Source organism: Pseudomonas anguilliseptica (assembly GCF_900105355.1).
Classification (GTDB): Bacteria; Pseudomonadota; Gammaproteobacteria; order Pseudomonadales; family Pseudomonadaceae; genus Aquipseudomonas; species Aquipseudomonas anguilliseptica.
Map to the genome: position 1 here is coordinate 3,673,203 of NZ_FNSC01000001.1, position 21,416 is coordinate 3,694,618.

Sequence of the window (21,416 nt, forward strand, 5' to 3'; positions counted from 1 at the left end):
GGATAGGCACCACCGCTTGTGGCGGCGGTCTGCGAAGGCGCGCGATTTTATCAGGCTTACCCGGCAGCGGCCACCCGCTAAGGTTGCGGCTGTTGGGGCGGCTGTTTAAGCTCGAAATCTGGCTGTTGTTGGCAGTCTGTGGCTGAAAAGGGCTTTGGAATGCACCTTAACAGCACCTAAACTCGCACTCTTGGGCCAACGCGGCCTGCCTTCTGTGGCGTAGGTTGGCCACAACTATTGTTAATCCTGGCCTGCGCGCCATTTTCCGTCCGTCGAGAATTCATCCATGCGTTTGACCGCTCGCCTGCTTCTAGTCTGTTTGTCGCTATCCGGCCTGCCGGCGTTTGCCGCGCCGGTGAGTGATCTGTACCAAGTCCGCGAAGCGGTCAGCAGCCAGCAACCTGAAGAGCGCGCTGCCGCCCTGAGCCGCGCGCTGGATACCCTGGTGTTGCGCCTTACCGGCAAGGCCGATGCGGCGCAGAATCCGGCACTGGCGGCGCTGCGGAAGGACCCGCAACAGATCGTCAGCCAATATGGCTACGAGGGCGAGCAGCTGCTGGTCGATTTCGACCCGCTGAGCACCGATCGCAGCCTGCGTCAGGCTGGCCTGTCGCTGTGGGGCGCCAATCGTCCAAGCATTTTGCTGTGGTGGTTGAGTGATGCCAGCGACGGCAGCCGTCTGCTCGGTGATGGTCAGGCGGCCGCCGCACCACTTAATCAGGCCGCGCAGCATCGCGGTCTGCCGATGCGTCTGCCGTTGGCTGACCTGGCCGAGCAACTGGTTGCGGTGCCGGAAAATTTCACAGCCAATGATCCGGCTGCCTTGCGTGAAGCGTCCGAGCGCTACGCCGCCGATGCCTTGCTGGCAGTGATGGCGCGCGAAGCAAACGGCCAATGGCAGGCCGAGTGGCGACTGTGGCTGGGTAATGAGCGGGAGCAGGGCACTGTGCAGGGCGCCGATCAAACCGCATTGGCCGATGCCATTCTGTTGGCAGTCAGCCAGCGTCTGGCTCCACGCTTTATTGTGGCTGCAGGTGCCGCCAGTGGTTTGACTGTGGAGGTGCAGGGCGTTGACCTGGCGCGCTACGCCGAGTTGCAGCGCATTCTTGAGCCATTCGCGGCGCAACTGCGCAAGGTTCAGGGCGACACGCTGACTTTTGCCGTCAATGCCAATGCCGAACAACTACGTGCGCAATTGGGCCTGGCACACTTGCAGTAAGTACCGGCAGAAGCTCCAGTGGTTGACGCCAGCCAGTCGGTTACGCTGCCGGCTACCGCCGCTGAGCCCGCTGCCGCAGTGGTAGGGCCTGACAATGTGCTGAGGTTTCGCTGGTAGACTGCGGCTATTACACCCGGTCTCTGACTTGAAAACCGCAGCTATCGAGCTGCGGTTTTCTTATGTAACGGGCCTCGTGGTTTGAGTATTCCTGGACAAAACGTTGGCATATGGAGCGCTGGGCATGATCGATTCGCATCGTTGGATATGGATAGTCGGGGCGCTGCTGCTATGCGGCCTGTTGTACCTGTTGGCTCCGATTCTCTCGCCATTTCTGATAGGCGTACTGCTGGCCTATATGGGCGACCCGCTGGTCGACCGTCTGGAGCGTTGGAAACTCTCGCGGACCTGGGGGGTGGTGGTGGTCTTTGCACTGATCACCCTGATCATGGCCATTCTGCTGCTGGTATTGGTGCCAATGCTGGGCAAGCAGCTGGTGCGTCTATATGAGTTGATCCCGCAAATGCTCGATTGGGCACAGAATCAAGCGCTGCCATGGATTCAGCTCCAGCTGGGTTTGAGCGAGGGCTTCTGGCGTTTTGATCAGCTGAAAACTGCACTGTCCGGCCAACTGGGTAAAACCACCGATATCGTCGGCATGCTGCTGTCCACGGCCACTTCTTCAGGGCTGGCGCTATTGGCCTGGCTGGCCAATCTCGTACTGATTCCGGTGGTGAGCTTCTACTTGATGCGCGACTGGGACCTGATGGTCGCCAAACTGCGCAGTTTGCTGCCGCGCGGTCGTGAAGGCCTAGTTGTGCAGCTGTTCGGCGAGTGTCACGAAGTGCTCGGCGCTTTCCTGCGCGGTCAGTTGCTGGTGATGCTGGCTCTAGGTGTGATGTACGCCACCGGCCTGATGGTGATTGGCTTGGAGCTTGGACTGTTGATCGGTGTTCTGGCGGGCTTGGCCAGCATCGTGCCGTACCTGGGAGTGGTGGTGGGCATCGGCGCTGCGCTGACGGCTGGCCTGTTCCAGTTCGGCCTGGATTTCTATCCGCTGATGGGTATCGCGGCAGTCTTTATCGTCGGACAAATGCTCGAAGGCATGCTGCTGACACCGATGCTGGTAGGCGACCGCATTGGCCTGCATCCGGTCGCGGTGATCTTTGCGATCATGGCCGGTGGTCAACTGTTTGGCTTCACCGGCGTCCTGTTGGCCTTGCCAGTGGCCGCGGTGATTATGGTGCTAGTGCGTCATCTGCATGATTTCTATAAACTTTCCGATCTTTACGGTGAGCCAGCCAGTGGTTCCGACGAGCCGCCCAACCCAGCATGACACCCATACAACTGCCTTTAGGTGTGCGTCTGCGCGATGACGCCACTTTCGCCAACTACTACCCCGGCGCCAATGCGGCGGCCCTCGGCTATGTCGAGCGGCTGTGCGAGGCCGATGCTGGCTGGACCGAGAGCCTGATCTATCTATGGGGCGGTGAGGGCGTAGGGCGAAGTCACTTGTTGCAGGCGGCGTGTTTGCGCTTTGAGCAGCGCGGCGAGCCGGCGGTTTATTTGCCGCTGGCTGAGGTGGTCGAGTATGGCCCTGCGCTGCTGGATAATCTGGAGCAGTGCGAACTGGTCTGTCTGGATGATCTGGATGCGGTGGCTGGACGCAGTGACTGGGAAGAGGCGTTGTTTCACCTGTTCAACCGTTTGCGTGACAGTGGTCGGCGGTTGTTACTGGCCGCCAGCAGCTCGCCGCGCGAGTTGCCGGTGCAACTGGCTGATCTGCAGTCGCGCCTGACTTTGGCTCTGGTGTTTCAGCTGCAGTCACTCTCCGATGAAGACAAGCTGCGTGCCTTGCAGTTGCGTGCGTCGCGTCGTGGTTTGCATCTGAGCGATGAGGTCGGACGGTTTATCCTGACTCGCGGTGAGCGCAGCATGAGTGCGTTGTTTGAGCTGCTCGAACGCCTGGATCAGGCTTCCTTGCAGGCTCAACGCAAGCTGACGATCCCCTTTCTTAAAGAAACTCTCGGCTGGTAGCGGTAGCGATCGCTATAAAATCGCTGAGCCCTAGCGCAGGCAGGCTCAGCTCTTACCTTAGCTTTCTCCAGCTAATTTGCGTTCGTACTGAAAGCGCCAGCGGGTAAACATCAGCGCGGCGCAGAACAGGCTGAAGCTCAGCCCTGTCAGCAGCCAGCCATACAGCGCCTTGCTGGGGTCGAAGGCGGCGAGTACGCCCTGGATAAAGTACAAATTCACTACGAAACAGGCCCAGGCGTGGGTGCGGGCATTGCCGAGAATCAGGCCGGGTGCGAGCAATAGCAGGGGGGCGAGTTGTACGCCGAGCATTACCCAAAGCAGTTTGCTGGGGACATTGGCAAACCACAGGTTCCATGCGAGCAACAACGCAGCTAGGCTAAAAAAGCTCAATAGGCTGACCACGCGGCTGATGTTCAGGCGTGGTTGCAACCATTCCAGGGGCGGCAGCGGTTTTGCGGTTTTAGCCACGGGCGTTCTCCAGTTTTGCCACAGTTTGTGCCAGGCGCTGGCCGAGTGCGCGGCACAGGGCAATTTCATGTTCATCCAGGGCGCGTTTGCCATCGGCTCCAGTGTGGTGGCTGGCACCATAGGGCGTGCCGCCACCACGGGTTTCCAGCAGCGCGGCTTCACTGTAGGGCAGGCCGGTGATCAGCATGCCGTGGTGTAGCAGTGGTAGCAGCATCGACAGCAGGGTAGTTTCCTGGCCGCCGTGCAGGCTGGCGGTGGAGGTGAACACGCCGGCCGGTTTACCAACCAGGCCACCGGTCAGCCACAGGCCACTGGTGCCATCGAGAAAGTACTTGAGCGGTGCGGCCATATTGCCGAAGCGAGTCGGGCTGCCGAGCGCCAGGCCGGCGCAGTTCTTCAGGTCATCCAGGCTGGCGTAAAGCGCGCCTTCGGTCGGGATGTCCGCAGCCACTGCTTCGCACTCGTTCGATACGGCAGGCACGGTGCGCAGGCGCGCCTCCAGACCACCCATTTCTACGCCACGGGCGATCTGGCGGGCCATTTCGGCGGTTGCGCCATGGCGGCTGTAATACAGCACCAGAATGTAGGGTGCGCTCACGGCAGAATCTCCAGAACATTTTCAGGTGGGCGACCGATGACGGCTTTTTTGCCGACGACCAGAATGGGGCGCTCAATCAATTTGGGCTGTTCAACCATGGCCGCGACCAGCTGTGCGTCGGTCAGTTGCGGATCGCTCAGGCCGAGGGTTTTGTATTCATCTTCGCCCGTGCGCAGCAGTTGCCGTGGGCTGATGCCGAGCTTGTCCAGCAGCGTCTGCAGCTGGGAAGCGTTCAGTGGTGTTTCCAGGTAGCGCACGATAGTTGGGCTGTGTCCGCGATCTTCCAGCAATTGCAATGCACTGCGCGATTTTGAGCAGCGCGGGTTATGGTAAAGCGTCATAGCGGTCATGTTAGGGTCGCCGGTTAACTTCGATGGCGGCTATTCTAACCGCTAATGGCATTCACGCCTGCGCCTGTAGTTCAGGTTGCCGGGATGCAAATGGCTAAGGAGAGGGTATGCTGCAGCGCGTTAACAATCTGTTGGAGTTCTGGCGTTTTCTGTTGCAGCGCTTTATCGCCGACCAAGGCACCAGCAATGCTGCGGCCCTGACTTACACCACCCTGTTTGCGGTGGTGCCGATGATGACGGTGACCTTTTCCATGCTCTCGGCCATTCCGGCGTTTCAGGATACTGGCGAGCAGATTCAGAGTTTTATCTTCCGCAACTTCGTGCCCTCCGCGGGGGAAACCCTGCAGCAATACCTGCGTGACTTCACCACCCAGGCGCGCCAGTTGACCTGGATTGGTGTGGCAGTCTTGGCGGCGACGGCGTTCTGGATGCTGGTGACCATCGAGAAGACCTTCAACACCATCTGGCGTGTGCGCCAGCCGCGTCGTGGTGTGTCGAGCTTTCTGCTGTATTGGGCGATTCTCAGCCTGGGGCCGCTGCTGCTGGGCGGTGGCTTTGCCATCAGCACTTACTTCACGTCGCTGTCGCTGATCTCTGGTCCGGATGCACTGATCGGAGCCCAGGCTCTGCTGAAATTTATGCCGCTGCTATTCAGCGTGGCGGCATTTACCCTGCTGTATGCCACGGTGCCGAATGCTCAGGTGCCAGTTCGCCATGCCTTGCTGGGTGGCTTGTTTACAGCGGTGCTGTTTGAAGTGGCAAAGATGCTATTCGGCCTCTATGTGCGCCTGTTTCCCGGTTATCAGCTGATCTATGGCGCATTTGCTACGGTGCCGTTGTTTCTGTTGTGGATCTATCTGTCCTGGCTGATTGTGCTGTTTGGCGCCGAACTGGTCTGTAACCTGGGGTTCTCTCTGCAATGGCGCAAGCGTGCGATACCGCGTCTGTTGATGGCGCTTGGTGTATTGCGGGTGTTCTATGAGCGTCAGCAGTCGGGTTTGAAAGTGCGACTGCTGGATGTGCAGCGTCAGGGCTGGTCGCTGGCTGAACATGAATGGGAAGAAATTCTGGTGTTTCTTGAGCAGCAGAAGCTGATCGCTCCGACCGGTTCTGGAACCTGGGTATTGAGTCGCGATCTTGGCCATTATTCACTGCAGCAACTGCTCAGCCACAGTCCCTGGCCGCTGCCCAGGGCGGAGAACCTGCCCGAGCAGCTCGATGAAGTCTGGTATCCGGCGCTGCGCAGTAGCTTGGTGAAGCTGCAGGAAGAGCAGGTAGCGTTATTTGGTGAAGACCTGGCGACGTGGTTGCAACCAGAGGCTGAGTCGGAAAAGTGACGTAAAACGTCAGTTTGCGGCGTTGTGCTGATGGCGCATGATGGCATGGCGACCACGAAGGTCGCCAAACGCGGTTAAAGGGAAGCTGGCACGCTTCTGGCTATCTGTCCTGTAGATAGCGATCAGGTTGCCAGCAGGGCAGGGATTGGCGGAGTGTGAAGGCGTTATGACAGCCACTAAAGGCAAAGTGATTCATCTGTACCAGCGTGATCCGCAAGAGGCCCTCGAGCGCCTTAATCGCATCACCGGGCTGCGCTTCAGTAGCTGGCCACAGTCCTTGGTCAATTCCAGTCCGGCTGTGCAGTCCGACTCTTCTGGTTCATCTGAAGCTGCTGTGCAGCCTGACTCCGGCACCAAGTGCGGGCCGGTAGGAATGCTCTCACGCTAAACGCAAAACCCCGCGTCGGTGCGCGGGGCTTGGGTGTGGCGAAGTGCTATCAGGCGAGTGCTTGGCGGCTATCGGTTTGAGGCAATTCGACTGCTTGTACGAACAGCTCCTCAACCACCAGGCTGGTTGCCGGTACGGCAGAGCGCAGGCGCACCTGCATTTCTTCGATCTTCTGCTTCACCGGCAGGCGAGCCACGCTGGAAAGTAGAATCTTGCTGTGCTGATTGACCTTGCCGTGATTGACCATCACTTCACGGCGGGCGGTGCCGTCACGATAGCTGACCAACAGGGATACGGGCAGGTTAGCCAGCCCTGGCAGGTGCAGCCAGGCGGCTACGTAGAACTCTGCGACGCGCCCTTCGTACGGGGTGACCTGTAAGCGGGCGAGATTGACGATGGCAGATGGCACGGGGCCGACCAACTTATCGAGGGCTTGGGTCATGGGTGTGTTCCAGGCTAATAACGGATCGCATCAAGCGTGAGTGCGATGAATTATAAGCTTGGCCCTCCGATGAAACTGTGCGCTCGGCCGACGTTCGGCGTGACCTTTCTCGCAGTTTTAGCGTATTGGCAACCAGGCTCAGGCCAGTTGCATCGGGTAGCGGGTGACGGATGCGGTGACCAAGTTGGCGGTCGGCAGTGGCAGGATCGCCTGATTGTGCGCGCTGGCCAGTTGCAGCCAGACATTTTCCCCTTCAACAAACTGTCCATTAGGCAGCCATAAGCCGTGATGCCAGCCATTGCCGGGTGCTGGTGTGCTTTGCAGTACGCCAGGGTGAGTCTGGGCGCTGGGGGGCGCGGCGTAGCCAGACTGGACGCGGCAGGCCTTTCAGGTAGCGCAGGCCCAAGTGTAGGCCTTCACTGTTCAGGTGTCGCCAGCGTACCAGGGCCAGGGTTGGCGTATCGCTGTCGGTGATCAGCAACACCAGTTGGCCAACTGACAGCTGTACGGCCTGATCAGCATTACACAGCAAGCGTGCGCCGCCCGCACTGGCGTCGAGCATTTGCGCACTGGTGCGCAGTGGCCGTTGTTCCAGCAACTGCGCATGAATGGCGGCTAGGCCGACTACCAGGCTGCACTCCGAGCTATGGTCGGCGCGGGTATGCCGACGCTGCTGACGCCCCAGCCAATGCTGTTGTACACGCTCCAGCAGTTGGCGTTCCGCCTTGCTTTGCAATGGTGCTGGCTCATGCAGGGCCACCAGCAAGGCGCCCAGCTCGAAGCGGCGTAGATAGTCAGCACTGCCTTCTGGCGTCTGGGCGTAGCTCAGGCAGGGTTGCGCCTCGGTCAGATCGATGGTCGGCCCTTCGATCTCTTCGTCCTCGTCCCAGGGCAGTAAACGCGCCAGCCCGGCCAGCGGCGAGAGCGCCCCGAACAGCAGTGCACATTCGCCATCGGCAAGGTGAAACGGGTTGCTCAGTGCGAGCAGCAGCATCTGTTGGTAGATGCCGCGCATAGTGTTTGCCGGTTGCGGGGTAAACGCCGCAGCCACTGGCTCGTCCAGGCAATCCTGATGTTCGCCGATCCAGTACAGCAGATGGCTGTCGCGCCACAGGCTGGGCGGCGGCTCCTGATACAACTGATAGTGGCGCAGCAGGCTCTGCGCGAGAAAATGCTGGGCCATATACAGGCACCAGGCTAGGTGCGAACGTGAGGGCTGGCGGCCTTGCAGGATTTGCAGGAGCAGGCGCTTGAAACCGATGGCCAGTTCACTGCACAGGTGCACGAACAACGCCGTGGGCGGATTCTCGCCTTGATAGGCCTTGCTGTAATGCCGGTATTGGTCGCTGAAGCTTTGCAGTGCGCGCTGCCTTTCAAGTAAGGTCATGGCGCTGCGGTTCAGCCTGAATAGCAGGCCGAGCGTTTGCTGCAAGGCCAGTTCTGGCGACTCAAGGCGGGCCTGAGTCAGTTGCTCGTTGAGGTCGGCCAGCGGCGCGACCTCGGTTTCGAGGATGTCTGGCACTTCCAGGCGCAAGGCATCTAATGTCATATCAACCTTATGGAATCAGGGAGCGAATGCATGGGAATGCGTTTCCAGGCGATCATTCGTGCTGTTGCGGGCGTAGGCATAGGTCTGATTCTGGCCGGTTGCGCTGAAGACATAGGCGTCGATCAATATGGACGAAAGGTAGCGGTTGAGCGCCTGGAAGGCCAGTGGTTAGTGATTAATTACTGGGCACAGTGGTGCACACCTTGTCGTACCGAGATTCCCGAACTTAATGCCCTGGAGCAACAGCTTAAGGAGCAATCCGTGCAGGTGCTCGGGGTGAATTTCGATGCGCTGCAAGGTGAGAAACTGAACCAGGCGGCGCAAGACATGGGTATTACCTTTACCGTGCTGGCGCAGGACCCGGCCGAGCGCTATCAGTTACCGCGTGCCGAAGTGCTACCGGTGACCTATATCGTCGACGATCAGGGGCGCATGCGTGAGCGCCTGCTGGGTGAGCAGACGGCGGCGGGTTTGCTTGCTCGTCTGGCCGCGCTCAAGGCGGAGGGTTAAGCCGTGGTGCGTATATGCAAACATGGTTATGTCAGTGGCCACGTCCAGGGCGTACATTTTCGTCAGGCGACTGCAAAGCAGGCCGAGCGACTGGAACTCGACGGCTGGGTACGCAACCTGGTGGATGGCCGGGTCGAGGTGCTGTTCGAAGGTGATCAAGCTGCTGTGGCTGAGCTGGCAAGCTGGTTGGAGCGGGGGCCGCCGGCTGCCGAGGTGACTGCGTTGGAACTGCAGGATCAGGCGTTGCAGGGAATTGCCGGGTTTATCGTGCGGCGCTGAATCGGTTCAGGGTTTGACATACCAGAAGTCATGCCAGAAACCGACGACTTTGGCCGAGTAGGTGTGTTTGCCCAGGCTGCCGTTATAGCGCGCCAGCGCGCGGTTCAGGTCGCCGTTTTCCTTGCGTAAATAGAAGCTGAGGATGGTGCAGCCATAACGCAGGTTGGTGGCGTTGTCGGTGAGGTTGTCTTGCGGGCGGCCCAGTTCGGCTTTCCAGAAGGGCATCGCCTGCATCATGCCCTGGGCGCCGACTGAGGAGATGGCGAAACGGTCGAAATGGCTTTCGGCATGAATCAGTGGTAAGCGCTCCATAAACCTCATCTACAAATGATCCGCAGGCCAGCCAATGCTGAGCTCCAATTTCTTTCTGGAGCCAGCCGTCATGATGCGCCCCGACGCCAAAGTCGAAAAAGTCTATCTATACCCCAAGCCGGTGGATTTCCGAAAATCCATCGATGGCCTGGCCGCCCTGGTCGAGCTGGATATCAAGGTGGCGGTGTTCGACCCGGTGCTGTTCGTCTTCCTCAACCGCGCGCGCAGCCGGGTGAAGATTTTGTATTGGGAGCGCAACGGCTTTTGCCTGTGGCTCAAGCGATTGGAGGCTGAACGCTTCAAGTCGCATCCGGAACCTGGCGAAGATGCGATCGTGCTGACGGCCCAGGAGTTGAACTGGTTGTTGGACGGTATCGACCTGTGGCGCAACCGGCCGCACCAGGTTTTGACCCCTAGGTTCGTCACCTGAGCCGGTATAATCCACGGCATGATTTCTGTGCCCGAAACCCTTCCTGATGACCCCGCCGCGCTCAAGCAATTGCTCGCTGAGGTGTTGTCGTCGGCGCAGGAATTGGCCAAGGACAAGGATGGGCAGATCGAGCGCCTGCGCGAACAAAACGCGCTGTTGATCCAGCGCCTGTTCGGCCGTAAATCCGAGCAGAGCAGCGACCCGGATTCACCGCAGCTAGAGATGTTCAACGAAGCGGAAAGCCTGGCCGAAGCGGCGGCTGAAGCTCCGGCCGCTGAGGTCGAGGAAGAAGTCGTTGCGCCGACCAAGCGCCGCGGCAAGCGCAAGCCGTTACCGGCCGAACTACCGCGTGTCGAGGTCATCCACGAACTGCCCGAACACGAACTGACCTGCGAATGCGGTTGCCGCAAGCAGGCCATCGGCGAAGAAACCAGCGAGCAGCTGGAAATCATCCCGATGCAGGTTCAGGTGATCCGCCACATTCGCAAGACCTATGCCTGCAAGGCCTGCGAAAGCGCGCCGGTCACCGCTGACAAACCGGCCCAACTGATCGAGAAAAGGCTGGCCAGCCCGAGCGTGCTGGCGATGCTGCTGACCAGCAAATACGCCGACGGCATCCCACTGTATCGCTTCGAAAAGATGCTCAGTCGCCATGGCATCGACATCCCCCGGCAGACCCTGGCGCGCTGGGTGATCCAGTGCGGCGAACTGCTACAACCGTTGCTCAACCTGATGCGCGACAGGCTGCTGGACAGTCCGGTGATCCACTGCGATGAAACCCGCGTGCAGGTGCTCAAGGAGCCTGGGCGCGATCCGAGCAGCCACTCCTGGATGTGGGTGCAGACCGGTGGCCCGCCTGGCAAACCGGTGATCCTCTTCGACTACACAACCAGCCGCGCGCAGGAGGTGCCGCTGCGCCTGCTCGACGGTTATCGCGGCTACCTGATGACCGACGATTACGCCGGCTACAACGCCGTGGCCGCACAACAAGGTGTTGAGCGCCTGGCCTGCTGGGCGCATGCGCGGCGCAAGTTCGTCGAAGCGCAAAAGGTGCAACCGAAGGGCAAAACCGGGCGTGCCGACATCGCGTTGGGGATGATCAACAAGCTCTACGGCATCGAGCGCGAACTTAAGGATGCCAGCGATGAACAGCGCTACCGGGGCCGCCAGCAGCACAGCCTACCGCTCCTCGATCAGCTCAAGACCTGGCTGGAGAAAACCCAGCCGCAGGTCACGGCGCAGAATGCCCTGGGCAAAGCAGTGAACTACCTGGCGAGCAACTGGAGCCGACTCGAACGCTACATCGAGGCTGGCCACCTGCCGATCGATAACAACGCTGCCGAGCGCGCGATCCGGCCCTTCGTCATAGGTCGCAAGAACTGGCTGTTCAGCGACACGCCGAAAGGCGCGACCGCCAGCGCCCAACTCTACAGCCTGGTGGAAACCGCCAAGACCAATGGCCAGGAGCCCTACGCCTGGCTGCGCCATGTCCTCGAACGCCTGCCGCTGGCCAACAGCGTTGAAGCCTACGAAGCGCTGCTGCCTTGGAACTGCCAACCAACGACGCCACTGTAAAACGCAAAACCTCTCCAGAGGGAGGTGGGGTCTATGGAGCGCTTACAATCAGTGCAATTACCAGATCGGGGCGCAAGCCGGCCTTGCTGGCTTCGCGATGCACCAAGCGCAGCAGGCTCAGGCGTTCCTCGGCATCCGGGATATAGCGACGCATGCGTGCGGACATATCCAGCAGCCAGACTTCTGCATCGAAGCGATCCTGAAAGCTGTCGGCCTGGGCCACAGTCTGTTGCAGCAGTGTGCGCAGCTCCGGTTCCGGCGCCTGGCGCCTGGCGCACTTGCGCATACGCCGCGCTGCAGAGCAGCAGGCAGAGTAGAGCGCAGGTCAGGCGCTGCCGCATGAGGTGTCAGTCGTTGCCAGGGTCGGCGACCAGGCGGCCGGCGTCTTTGGTCAGGGCTTGCAGGAAGATTTTTTGCAGCTCCGGATCGTTGCGCGTCAGTTCGATTAGGCTCTGTTCCAGCTCGCTGGCTTCCTCTTCCAGGCCCAGTTCTGACAGGCGTTTGACTCGGTGCACCCATTGGGCAACGTCATCGCCCTCAAGATCGTCATAAATCAAGTCGTGGGCTTCCTGCAGCTTGCCGCGCAAGGTGCGGCTGACCAGCAGTGAGGCATCTGCGCGCGCCGAGCCCTGGTCATCTTCAACTGTCAGCAGCAGCGTGCTGATAAGGGTGACATCTTCTTCGGCAAACGGGCTGTCGAGCAGGTTCAGTCGTAGGATGCCGTTACGGTCGGTGAGCAGTTCATGGTTCTGCTCGCCGGCTTTGACCCGCACCGGGCGTTCGGCCCACGGCAGGCTGGAATACTCCATGCGCGCATCCTGGCGGCGCTCTTCGAGGCTAGCGAGGTTCTGCTGTGAGCGGCCGTTCGATTCGACGTTCATCGCCGGGTTGAGCCCGGCAAAGCCATAACTGATCCAGTCCTTGGTGACGCTATCAGGCAGGCTGCCGAGCAGTACCACGTTGAGCACGTTGGCGCCGATGCCACCGACCACTGCCAGTGCTCCCAGCGGCACTTCATAGAGTTCGCGCCAGGGCTGGTAGGGGGTGTAGCGGTCGTAACGGCGTGTCACGTCAAACGCCGTGACCTCGAAGGTCTTCTGTTCATGCACGCGTACGCGGCGTTGCGGCAACTCCAGCACGCGTGGTTCACCCACATCTATCTGCAGGCTGTGATCGAGCAGTTTGCGCTCGACGCGCTCCTCATGCTCGCTGCGTTGCGGCAACTGGTTGGCGCAACCGCTGAGTAGCAGACAGCCACCCACAAGGGTGGCGATGAGGCAGAGGGTGTTTCGCTTGAACATGACGACTCTTGCTAAAAGGGGCTGAGATCAGTGGCTGATGCGGGCCTGGATAAAGCTCAGGATATCGGCGACAGGCACCGCCTGGGCTTCAGTTTCTTTGCGGCTCTTGTATTCCAGGTTGCCTTCGGCCAGGCCGCGATCACTGACTACGATGCGATGCGGGATGCCGATCAATTCCATATCCGCGAATTTGATGCCCGGGCTGGTCTTTTTGTCACGGTCATCGAGCAGTACTTCGAAACCGGCAGCAGTAAGCTCGGCATACAGCTTGTCGGTGGTTTCGCGCACGGCATCGGTTTCGTAACGCAGCGGCACTAGGGCTATATGGAAAGGTGCCAGGGCGTCGTTCCAGAGAATGCCGCGGTCGTCATTGTTCTGCTCGATGGCAGCCGCCACCACGCGGGAAACGCCGATGCCATAGCAGCCCATGGTCAGTGTTACCGGCTTGCCGTTTTCGCCGAGCACCTGGCAGTTCAGCGCTTCGCTGTACTTGGTGCCCAGCTGGAAGATATGCCCGACTTCGATGCCGCGCTTGATTTCCAGAGTGCCTTTGCCATCCGGACTCGGGTCGCCGGCCAGCACATTGCGCAGGTCCGCTACTTCCGGCAACGGCAGATCGCGTTCCCAGTTGACGCCGAAATAGTGCTTGTCGTCGATATTGGCGCCGGAGGCGAAGTCGCTCATCAGGGCAACCGAGCGATCGATGATGCAAGGGATAGGCAGGTTGATCGGCCCCAGTGAGCCAGGGCCTGCGCCGATGGCTGCGCGAATTTCGGCTTCGCTGGCAAACACCAGCGGGCTGGCAACCTGCTCCAGGTTGGCGGCCTTGATCTCGTTGAGTTCGTGGTCGCCACGTACGATCAAGGCCACCAAAGTGCCTTTTTTCGCGCCGTGTACCATCAGGGTCTTGATGGTTTTCTCGATGGCCAGACCAAAGCCCTGAACCAGCGCGTCGATGGTCTTGGTGTCCGGGGTTTCAACCATGCGCATGCTTTCAGTGGCTGCGCCACGGCTGCTTTCGCGCGGAACGGCTTCGGCTTTCTCGATATTCGCGGCGTAGTCGGAGCTGTCGCTGAAGGCGATATCGTCTTCGCCAGAGTCGGCGAGTACGTGGAATTCGTGGGAGCCAGTACCACCGATGGAGCCGGTATCCGCCTGCACGGGGCGGAAGTTCAGACCCAGGCGGGCGAATACGTTGCAGTAGGCCTGATGCATGCGGTCATAGGTTTCCTGCAGCGAAGCCTGGTCCACGTGGAAGGAGTAGGCGTCCTTCATGATGAATTCGCGGCCACGCATCAAGCCGAAGCGCGGACGGATTTCGTCGCGGAACTTGGTCTGGATCTGATAGAGGTTGATCGGCAGCTGCTTGTAGCTATTTAGCTCATTGCGCGCCAGATCGGTGATCACTTCTTCATGGGTCGGGCCGGCGCAGAAATCGCGGCCGTGACGGTCCTTCATGCGCAGCAATTCCGGGCCGTACTGCTCCCAGCGGCCGGATTCCTGCCACAGCTCTGCTGGCTGAATGCCAGGCATCAACACTTCCAGTGCGCCAGCGGCATTCATTTCCTCGCGCACGACCTTCTCAACCTTGCGCAGCACGCGCAGGCCCATGGGCAGCCAGGTATATAGGCCGGAAGCCAGCTTGCGGATCATGCCGGCACGCAGCATTAGCTGATGGCTTATCACCACGGCATCGGATGGGGTTTCTTTCAGAGTCGAGAGCAGGAACTGGCTGGTACGCATATTTGGCTGTTCTGTCGGTTGCAAGAGATTTTGAATGGCCCGCATTGTACGGTGCCTGTACAGATGCGTACAGGATGCTGGGGTGTGCTTATAAAAGGAGGGGGGTGTGTCGAAATTGACGGCGGAACAGGTGCAGGCGCTGATTCGGGCAGGACTGCCGATGGCGGAAGACATTAACTTGTGTATTGATCGGTTGGATAAAGAGGGGGCGCTGGCGCGGGTGCCATTTCACAGCAAATTGATTCGCCCCGGTGGCACTTTGTCCGGCCCGACCATTATGGCGTTGGCGGATGCGGCGATGTATGCGGTGGTGCTGGGGAGTCTCGGCCGAGTGGAAATGGCCGTGACGTCTAATTTGAATATCAACTTTCTGGTTAAACCCAAGCCAGTTGATCTGTTGGCTCAAGCGCGGATATTGCGGCTGAGCCGTCGCCAGGCTGTTTGCGAGGTTTCGGTTTATTCGCAGGGCAATGAAGGGGAGTTGGTGGCGCATGTGACGGGGACTTATGCGTTGCCACTGTAGGTTTTCTGCAGGCAAAAAAACCCGACCTAAGTCGGGCTTTCCTTGCCAGCTAAGCAGTCTGAATTACAGAATGCTCAGTGGGTATTCAACGATCAAGCGGAAATCGTTGATGTCGCCATCTAGCGAGTTATCGGCGCGGTAGAAGGCATTACGTACACGGAAGGACAGGTCTTTAGCAGCACCTTCCTGGATTACGTACTTGGCTTCGATATCCAGCTCGCGCTCTTCAGCATTGTTATCAGTGCCAACATCGATGTTGTCGCCAATGGTGTAGCGAGTCATGAAGCTCAGGCCTGGAACGCCATACTCAGCCATGCTGACGTCGTAGCGAACCTGCCAGGAGGTTTCATCTTTTTGGTTGAAGTCGGAGTATTGAACGGAGTTGGACAGCCAGATGGTGCCGTTACCGTCAATGTCGCCGTAGCGATAGCTGGTATCACCAGTAGAGCGCTGGTGGGCCACGGTGAACGTGTGTGCGCCCATCGAGTAAGCGGCTGCCAAGCTCCAGATGGTGTTATCCATTTCGCCCTGAAGCTCTTTGCCGTCACCGCTGGTTTTATAACCATTGAAGTCAAAGTTCAGAGCTTGAGACTCTGCCAGTGGCAGGTTGTAGTTCAAGTTGACATAAGTCTTCTTGAAGTTGTCTTCCGCGTCAGAGTGGTGGATAGCGCCAGAGAAGTCGTCGGTGAAGCTGTAGCTAGCACCAACAATGTTGATTTCTTTAAGGCCAAAGGTGTCGCGATCACTGCTCTTCTGGCTGCTTATGGCAGTAAAGCGGCCGGCAGTCAGTTCTAGGCCTCCGATTTCATTGCTGGTCAGCAAGGTACCAGTTGCAACTTCAGGCAAGATGCGGCTGTCGTCTGTGGAGAATACTGGGCTGCCAACCATCATGTTGCCGTGCTTCAGTACGGTGTCGGAGATGCGGAACTTGATGGCGCCGCCGACTTCAGTCTGGGTGTCATCATTGTGGCCGTTGCTGGTGGTGTCGAACAGGCCGTTACCCTTGTGGCCACGACCGCCATCAATCTTGATGCTGCTCAAGCTGTGCGCGTCTACACCAACACCCACGGTGCCTTGGGTAAAGCCGGATTCAGCCAGTACACGAATGCCGAGGCCTGTCTCTTCGCGGTAGCTCTGGGAGCTGCGCTGGGGGGCGCTAGAGCGGAAATCACGATTCTGATAGAGAATGCGATTGAATAGGTTGAGGGTGCTGTCCTCAAGGAAACCCTTGGATTCTGACTGGCTAGAAGCCATGGCCATTTGACTGCTGCCCGCTGCTACTGCGAGGGCGATTACGCCCCACTTCATCACTTGCATCGTGATTGCTCCTTTGGTTTAGAAAAGTTGCGCCGTCCGGCTGGTTGTTATATGGACGACTCTTTCTTTTTGTGTCGGCGGTAACTTATAGCACGCTGCCAATGTTGGCGATAGTTGCAATCTATTCATTACGATTTCTTCACGCCTGTGTCGCAAAAGCTTATGAAGCATGTCGCATTTTTGTAGATGCTGCTGGCGTGCTAGAAGTCAATGCTGACGGATTTTTGTGCCTGCTCGCTGGTTGCTTTTGGCAGCTAAACGGTGCAGTGCTCTTCATCATGGATTGCTTAGCAATAGTCGTGCACAAAATCTGGAAGGCCAGATTTTTATCCTGGATTTTGCTTGTCTGTCCATGGTTTTCGGGGTTTGCATTGGTTTTTTTATGGTTTTTTAGCGGTTATTCCTGATTTTATTGTCAGCTAAAGGTTTTTTGTTGGCGTCATCTGCTCTGTTTTTAGTCGCTTGCTGTCATGTGGTGGTCGTGTGGCATTTGGCTGCTGCGTGGGGATTACCGAAGGGAACAGTTTTGGTGCGCTTGTTTGAGGTGGTTCTGTTGTGTGCTGTCTATTGGTGCGTGGGGTGGGGTGGTCGAGGGTGCCGTGTTTTCAGCTTCGGCGTATCCTGCGCTGCCGGTGTTTACTGGCTTTGGTTTGGCTGCCAGTAGGTTGGTCAGGACTTAGGGACGGCCTGAAGTAGCCATGTATTTCTGGCTGACTTCAGCCCCCGCCGATTTTGAAAGCGGCAAATCGATCAAAAACGATCAGATTACCCATTCATTTCTGTGTTTTTAGCCGCCGCGAGTAGCTCGCGGCAGCCATTTCCCGCATTACAGGCGCACCTCTCCTGCATTGGTCAGTAAATGTCGGCGTGCCATCCACAGGTTCGACAGCGCGAACAGCGTCATCAGTTGCGCCGTGTTCTTGGCCAAGCCACGGAAGCGTGTCTTTACATAACTGAACTGACGCTTGATCACCCGGAACGGGTGCTCAACCTTGGTGCGCACCTGGGCCTTGGCCTTCTCGATCTTGCGTTTGGCTTTGTACAGCGGGCTGCTCTTACCCAGCTTCTTATAGGTGCTGCGGCGGGCAGCAACCTGCCAGATCACCTCGCGCCCATCATGTTCGGGGCGCTTTTCGACGCCGGTATAACCCGCATCGGCGCACACCACGTTTTCCTCGCCGTGCAGCAACTTGTCGACCTGAGTGACATCCGCCACGTTGGCCGCCGTGCCTACCACGCTGTGTACCAGCCCCGACTCGTCATCCACGCCAATGTGCGCCTTCATGCCGAAGTAGTATTGGTTGCCCTTCTTGGCCTGGTGCATCTCTGGGTCGCGTTTGCCGTCCTTGTTCTTGGTCGAACTCGGCGCATTGTTCAGCGTGGCATCGACGATGGTGCCTTGGCGCAACGACAGGCCACGGTCGCCAAGATAGCCATTGATGACGGCCAGGATGCCGGCAGCCAACTCATGTTTCTCCAGCAGACGACGGAAGTTGAGGATGGTGGTTTCGTCGGGGATACGTTCCAGACTCAGCCCGGCGAACTGCCGCAGGATAGTGGTCTCGTACAGCGCTTCTTCCATCGCCGGGTCGCTGTAGCCGAACCAGTTCTGCATCAGGTGCACACGTAGCATCGCCATCAGCGGATAGGCCGGCCGACCGCCTTCACCCTTGGGGTAATACGGTTCGATCAGTGCGATCAAACCCTTCCACGGCACCACCCGATCCATCTCGATCAGGAACAACTCTTTGCGGGTCTGCTTGCGTTTGCCGGCGTACTCGGCATCGGCGAAGGTCATTTGCTTCATCGGAAAACTCGGCGGGTGGCGTCCGGGCATTTTGCCAAAATCAGGAAGTCTTATTCAGAGTTTCCTTAGATGTCACCGCTTGATCTGTTCGATTTCAGCTAGAATTGAGGTGGTTGGTTTTTCTTAAAGGTAGATGGTTATGTTTGCTCTGGATTCGCGATTGCAGCAGGACACTGTTTGGTTGGGTGATTACCCGTTATGCAGTTTGCTGTTGATGAATGATGCGCAGTATCCCTGGTTTATTTTGGTGCCGCGTCGTGAAGATGTCAGTGAGTTGTTTCAGTTGGATGCGGCCGATCAGCTGCAGCTTTGGCGGGAAACCACTGCACTTGCCGAGGTGCTCAAAGATTGTTTTGCGGCAGACAAAATGAATGTTGCGACCCTAGGCAATATGGTCAGTCAGCTGCATATGCATGTCATCGTGCGGCGTTGCGAGGATGCGGCTTGGCCAGCGCCCGTTTGGGGTAAGCATCCGGCGCAGGCTTATACGCCTGAGCAATTGGCTGCGTTGAAAGCCCGTTTACGCCTGGTTTTGACCGGGGGTTTTTGTTTTGCTGAGAGTTGACTGGTGGAAATAGAAGAGCGCATCAACGATTTGCAAAGCCGGCTGGCTTTTCAGGACGACACTATTCAGGCGCTCAACGATGCGTTGGTGGCACAGCAGCGACTTTTGGAGCGCTTGCAGTTGCAAGTAGCAGCATTGATTAAGCGTCAGGATGAGGTGAGTTCGCAGTTCGGTATAGCTGAGGATGAGGCGCCACCGCCCCATTATTGATTGGTTATAAAACGCAAAAGGCCCGCGGTGTGCGGGCCTTTTGCGTTTGTGCGATTAGCGTCGCACGGGGAGTGCAGCGATGACGTCTTCGGCTTGTAAGCCTTTGTCGCGTTGCATCACGGCAAACTCTACTCGCTGGCCTTCGACCAGTACGCGATGGCCTTCGCCGCGAATGGCACGAAAGTGCACGAAAATATCGTCGCCCGAATCACGGGAGATAAAGCCGAACCCCTTCGAGGTGTTGAACCACTTGACGGTGCCTGTTTCGCGGTCGCCCAGGTCTTGCGAGCTTGAGGTGTTGCGCGATTTAAGGCGCAGGTTGGTCGCCAGGTGAACGGCTACGGCGGCAGCGATGATCAGCAGGCTGAACAGGCTGGCCGGTTGGTTGGCGATTACTGGGAGCGGGGCGAGCAGAATCAAGGCTTGTAGCAGGGGGCCGAGTACCAGTAAGGCGGAAACCAGGTTCTGCGCTTGATGGCGCAGGCCAGCGTGCCAGATGGGCAGTTGTGGGGCAAGCAGCAGATTCAACAGGCCGTACAGGGCAAGGCAGAGTGCGCTGGGTTGTTCTAAGAGTGGTTGTGGTGTGTCGCCAAAGTGTGGGGCAAAAGAAAGTAGCAGGGCGAGAGCGCCCGTCAGAAGGTGGACAATTTTCAACATGTTCGATGAGCTCGCTTGATTTAAAGAATCGACAGGAAGGGCTGGCTGCGCGTATTGGGTGCTGCAGGGGATGAGTAAAAGCGCGTGGTACCAGCCTATGCGCTGAGCCATGGGTACGGATCAGCGGCACGGGGCGTATTTAACAGCAAAGAGGTGGGGTTCTCAATCAAGCACTGAGGGCTGTTTCGCTTGGGGTAGGGCTTACTTGGTTGCGGCCATCGCGCTTGGCCTGGTAAAGCGCGTCGTCGGCGCGGGTGAGCAGGGTTTCTAGCGTATCGCCTTGCTCTGCAAGGGTGAAGCCGAAAGAGGCGGTAATGCTATCGAGTACTTCGTCGGTGCGGCGGACTTTGATGCGCAGTGACTGGATCTTCAGGCGTAGCTGTTCGGCAAAAGCGTAAGCCGTAGCGTTGTCAAGGCAATCGCGCAGGATGATGCAGAACTCTTCACTGCCATAGCGTGCGGCCATGGCGCGGACGGGCAGGAGGTCGCGCAGCAACTGGCCAACGTGCTGCAGTACACGATCACCCAAAGGGTGGCCGTATTGGTCGTTGAACTGTTTGAAGTGGTCGATATCCAGCATCACCAGAGCGACGCCGTCATGCTCAGTGCTCAGTGTTTGTTCCAGCAATCTACTAAGGATGGTCTGAAAAAGACTTCCTGATTTTGGCAAAATATCCGCACTCCACCCGCCGAGTTTTCCGATGAAGCAGATGACCTTCGCCGACGCCGAGTATGCCGGCAAGCGCAAGCAGACCCGCAAAGAATTGTTCCTGATCGAGATGGATCGGGTAGTGCCATGGAAAGGGTTGATCGCTTTGATCGAGCCGCATTATCCAAAGGGTGAAGGCGGCCGACCGTCCTATCCGCTGATGGCGATGCTGCGAGTGCATCTGATGCAAAACTGGTTCGGTTACAGCGATCCGGCGATGGAAGAGGCGCTGTACGAGACCACCATCCTACGCCAGTTTGCCGGGCTGACTCTGGAGCGCATTCCTGACGAAACCACCATCCTCAACTTCCGCCGCTTGCTGGAAACACACGAACTGGCTGCCGGCATCCTGGCCGTGATCAATGGCTACCTGGGTGACCGTGGTTTGTCGCTGCGCCAAGGCACCATCGTCGATGCCACGCTGATCAACGCGCCGAGTTCAACCAAGAACAAGAACGGTAAGCGTGACCCTGAGATGCACTCAACCAAGAAAGGCAATCAGTATTACTTCGGCATGAAGGCGCACATCGGGGTGGATGACGAGTCTGGCTTGGTGCACAGCGTGGTGGGTACTGCCGCCAACGTGGCGGATGTCACCCAGGTCGATAAGCTGCTGCACGGCGAGGAAAACATGGTGGGGGCCGATGCCGGATATACCGGTGTCGAGAAGCGCCCCGAGCATGAGGGCCGTCAAGTGATCTGGCAGGTTGCAGCACGGCGTAGCACTTACAAGAAACTCGGTAAGCGCAGCGCGCTGTACAAAGCCAAGCGCAAAATCGAGAAGGCCAAGGCCCAAGTGCGAGCCAAGGTCGAGCATCCGTTTCGGGTGATCAAGCGTCAGTTCGGTTATGTGAAGACGCGCTTCCGTGGCCTGGTCAAAAACACGGCGCAACTGGTGACTTTATTCGCGCTGTCAAATCTGTGGATGGCGCGCCGACATTTACTGACGAATGCAGGAGAGGTGCGCCCGTAATGCTGGAAATGGCTGCCGCGAGGTGCTCGCGGCGGCTAAAAACACAGAAATGAGCCGGTAATCTGATCGTTTTTGATCGATTTATCACTTTCGAAATCAGCAGAGGCTGACGTCAGCCAG

The 21,416-nt window shown here is 58.4% G+C and carries 22 protein-coding genes and 6 pseudogenes; 14 read left to right on the forward strand and 14 right to left on the reverse strand.

Annotated elements, in window-relative coordinates; all coding sequences use genetic code 11:
• The first annotated feature begins 286 nt into the window (after positions 1-286).
• The 3 genes and pseudogenes from BLW24_RS17930 (at position 287) to hda (ending at position 3,253) form a co-directional block, all read left to right on the forward strand.
• Positions 287-1,336, forward strand: a pseudogene (locus tag BLW24_RS17930) (DUF2066 domain-containing protein).
• Positions 1,337-1,460: 124 nt separating this feature from the next.
• Positions 1,461-2,552, forward strand: coding sequence for an AI-2E family transporter (locus BLW24_RS17935; RefSeq protein ID WP_090385175.1), 1,092 nt, complete (start codon positions 1,461-1,463; stop codon positions 2,550-2,552).
• Positions 2,549-3,253, forward strand: a complete 705-nt coding sequence (gene hda, locus BLW24_RS17940; protein ID WP_090385180.1) for a DnaA regulatory inactivator Hda — start codon at positions 2,549-2,551, stop codon at positions 3,251-3,253. The genes BLW24_RS17935 and hda overlap by 4 nt, the downstream gene beginning before the upstream one ends.
• A 57-nt stretch (positions 3,254-3,310) precedes the next feature.
• On the opposite strand, the gene BLW24_RS17945 is transcribed toward hda, so the two are convergent.
• The 3 genes from BLW24_RS17945 to arsC are packed head-to-tail and all read right to left on the reverse strand — an operon-like array spanning position 3,311 to position 4,669.
• Positions 3,311-3,721, reverse strand: a complete 411-nt coding sequence (locus tag BLW24_RS17945; RefSeq protein WP_090385185.1) for a DUF2069 domain-containing protein — start codon at positions 3,719-3,721, stop codon at positions 3,311-3,313.
• Positions 3,714-4,319, reverse strand: coding sequence for an NAD(P)H:quinone oxidoreductase (wrbA, locus tag BLW24_RS17950; protein WP_090385190.1), 606 nt, complete (start codon positions 4,317-4,319; stop codon positions 3,714-3,716). The genes BLW24_RS17945 and wrbA overlap by 8 nt, the downstream gene beginning before the upstream one ends.
• A complete protein-coding gene (gene arsC / locus BLW24_RS17955) occupies positions 4,316-4,669 on the reverse strand; it encodes an arsenate reductase (glutaredoxin) (protein ID WP_090385195.1) in 354 nt (117 codons plus the stop codon). The genes wrbA and arsC overlap by 4 nt, the downstream gene beginning before the upstream one ends.
• A gap of 107 nt (positions 4,670-4,776) precedes the next feature.
• On the opposite strand from arsC, the gene BLW24_RS17960 reads away from it, so the two are divergent.
• Entirely contained in the window at positions 4,777-6,006 is a 1,230-nt protein-coding gene (locus BLW24_RS17960) for a YihY family inner membrane protein (RefSeq protein WP_090385198.1), read from the forward strand.
• Between the two features lie 166 nt (positions 6,007-6,172).
• Positions 6,173-6,394, forward strand: a complete 222-nt coding sequence (locus BLW24_RS26620) for a hypothetical protein (RefSeq protein ID WP_090385201.1) — start codon at positions 6,173-6,175, stop codon at positions 6,392-6,394.
• 49 nt (positions 6,395-6,443) lie between these two features.
• On the opposite strand, the gene BLW24_RS17970 is transcribed toward BLW24_RS26620, so the two are convergent.
• The gene (locus tag BLW24_RS17970) at positions 6,444-6,836 is read right to left on the reverse strand and encodes a hypothetical protein (protein WP_090385203.1); all 393 of its coding nucleotides are present in this window, start codon (positions 6,834-6,836) and stop codon (positions 6,444-6,446) included.
• 138 nt (positions 6,837-6,974) lie between these two features.
• Positions 6,975-8,385 (reverse strand): annotated as a pseudogene (locus BLW24_RS17975) (PilZ domain-containing protein).
• Positions 8,386-8,415: 30 nt separating this feature from the next.
• Between BLW24_RS17975 and BLW24_RS17980 the strand changes: the two are divergent.
• Entirely contained in the window at positions 8,416-8,895 is a 480-nt protein-coding gene (locus BLW24_RS17980; protein WP_090385206.1) for a TlpA disulfide reductase family protein, read from the forward strand.
• A 3-nt stretch (positions 8,896-8,898) separates the two neighbouring features.
• Positions 8,899-9,174, forward strand: a complete 276-nt coding sequence (locus BLW24_RS17985; RefSeq protein ID WP_090385209.1) for an acylphosphatase — start codon at positions 8,899-8,901, stop codon at positions 9,172-9,174.
• Between the two features lie 6 nt (positions 9,175-9,180).
• Here the strand turns inward: BLW24_RS17985 and BLW24_RS17990 are convergent.
• Positions 9,181-9,477, reverse strand: a pseudogene (locus tag BLW24_RS17990) (lytic transglycosylase domain-containing protein); the annotation flags it as partial.
• Positions 9,478-9,520: 43 nt separating this feature from the next.
• On the opposite strand from BLW24_RS17990, the gene tnpB reads away from it, so the two are divergent.
• A complete protein-coding gene (gene tnpB / locus BLW24_RS17995; RefSeq protein ID WP_244161054.1) occupies positions 9,521-9,916 on the forward strand; it encodes an IS66 family insertion sequence element accessory protein TnpB in 396 nt (131 codons plus the stop codon).
• Between the two features lie 18 nt (positions 9,917-9,934).
• On the forward strand, positions 9,935-11,491 hold the full coding sequence (tnpC, locus tag BLW24_RS18000) for an IS66 family transposase (RefSeq protein ID WP_090375563.1): 1,557 nt from the start codon (positions 9,935-9,937) through the stop codon (positions 11,489-11,491).
• A 46-nt stretch (positions 11,492-11,537) separates the two neighbouring features.
• On the opposite strand, the pseudogene BLW24_RS18005 reads toward tnpC, so the two are convergent.
• The 3 genes and pseudogenes from BLW24_RS18005 to BLW24_RS18015 all read right to left on the reverse strand — a co-directional run.
• Positions 11,538-11,832, reverse strand: a pseudogene (locus BLW24_RS18005) (lytic transglycosylase domain-containing protein); the annotation flags it as partial.
• 6 nt (positions 11,833-11,838) lie between these two features.
• Positions 11,839-12,792, reverse strand: a complete 954-nt coding sequence (locus tag BLW24_RS18010; protein ID WP_090385212.1) for a hypothetical protein — start codon at positions 12,790-12,792, stop codon at positions 11,839-11,841.
• Between the two features lie 27 nt (positions 12,793-12,819).
• Positions 12,820-14,535, reverse strand: coding sequence for a proline--tRNA ligase (locus BLW24_RS18015; RefSeq protein ID WP_090387790.1), 1,716 nt, complete (start codon positions 14,533-14,535; stop codon positions 12,820-12,822).
• Positions 14,536-14,650: 115 nt separating this feature from the next.
• Between BLW24_RS18015 and BLW24_RS18020 the strand changes: the two genes are divergently transcribed.
• Positions 14,651-15,058 carry a PaaI family thioesterase gene (locus BLW24_RS18020; RefSeq protein ID WP_090387791.1) on the forward strand — a complete coding sequence of 136 codons (408 nt, stop codon included), beginning with the start codon at positions 14,651-14,653 and terminating at the stop codon, positions 15,056-15,058.
• A 63-nt stretch (positions 15,059-15,121) separates the two neighbouring features.
• On the opposite strand, the gene BLW24_RS18025 is transcribed toward BLW24_RS18020, so the two are convergent.
• Positions 15,122-16,375 carry an OprD family porin gene (locus tag BLW24_RS18025; protein WP_090385214.1) on the reverse strand — a complete coding sequence of 418 codons (1,254 nt, stop codon included), beginning with the start codon at positions 16,373-16,375 and terminating at the stop codon, positions 15,122-15,124.
• A 5-nt stretch (positions 16,376-16,380) separates the two neighbouring features.
• Between BLW24_RS18025 and BLW24_RS26025 the strand changes: the two genes are divergently transcribed.
• Positions 16,381-16,782 (forward strand): hypothetical protein, encoded by a 402-nt coding sequence (locus BLW24_RS26025; RefSeq protein ID WP_167360398.1) that lies wholly within the window; start codon positions 16,381-16,383, stop codon positions 16,780-16,782.
• Positions 16,783-17,201: 419 nt separating this feature from the next.
• On the opposite strand, the gene BLW24_RS18030 is transcribed toward BLW24_RS26025, so the two are convergent.
• Complete coding sequence (locus BLW24_RS18030; RefSeq protein ID WP_090385217.1) at positions 17,202-18,182, reverse strand: IS5 family transposase; 981 nt, start codon at positions 18,180-18,182, stop codon at positions 17,202-17,204.
• Between the two features lie 139 nt (positions 18,183-18,321).
• On the opposite strand from BLW24_RS18030, the gene BLW24_RS18035 reads away from it, so the two are divergent.
• Complete coding sequence (locus BLW24_RS18035; RefSeq protein ID WP_090385219.1) at positions 18,322-18,747, forward strand: HIT family protein; 426 nt, start codon at positions 18,322-18,324, stop codon at positions 18,745-18,747.
• 3 nt (positions 18,748-18,750) lie between these two features.
• Positions 18,751-18,957: a SlyX family protein gene (locus tag BLW24_RS18040; RefSeq protein WP_090385221.1), complete on the forward strand. Its 207-nt coding sequence runs from the start codon at positions 18,751-18,753 to the stop codon at positions 18,955-18,957.
• Positions 18,958-19,011: 54 nt separating this feature from the next.
• Here BLW24_RS18040 and BLW24_RS26625 read toward each other — a convergent pair whose 3' ends face one another.
• From BLW24_RS26625 to BLW24_RS18050, 3 genes and pseudogenes are all read right to left on the reverse strand, one after another.
• Positions 19,012-19,236 (reverse strand): cold-shock protein, encoded by a 225-nt coding sequence (locus tag BLW24_RS26625; protein ID WP_244161286.1) that lies wholly within the window; start codon positions 19,234-19,236, stop codon positions 19,012-19,014.
• A 57-nt stretch (positions 19,237-19,293) separates the two neighbouring features.
• Positions 19,294-19,725, reverse strand: a pseudogene (locus BLW24_RS27015) (cold shock domain-containing protein membrane protein); the annotation flags it as partial.
• Positions 19,726-19,780: 55 nt separating this feature from the next.
• Positions 19,781-20,266 (reverse strand): annotated as a pseudogene (locus BLW24_RS18050) (GGDEF domain-containing protein); the annotation flags it as partial.
• A 49-nt stretch (positions 20,267-20,315) separates the two neighbouring features.
• On the opposite strand from BLW24_RS18050, the gene BLW24_RS18055 reads away from it, so the two are divergent.
• Positions 20,316-21,296 (forward strand): IS5 family transposase, encoded by a 981-nt coding sequence (locus tag BLW24_RS18055; protein WP_090375347.1) that lies wholly within the window; start codon positions 20,316-20,318, stop codon positions 21,294-21,296.
• The last annotated feature ends 120 nt before the right edge of the window (positions 21,297-21,416 follow it).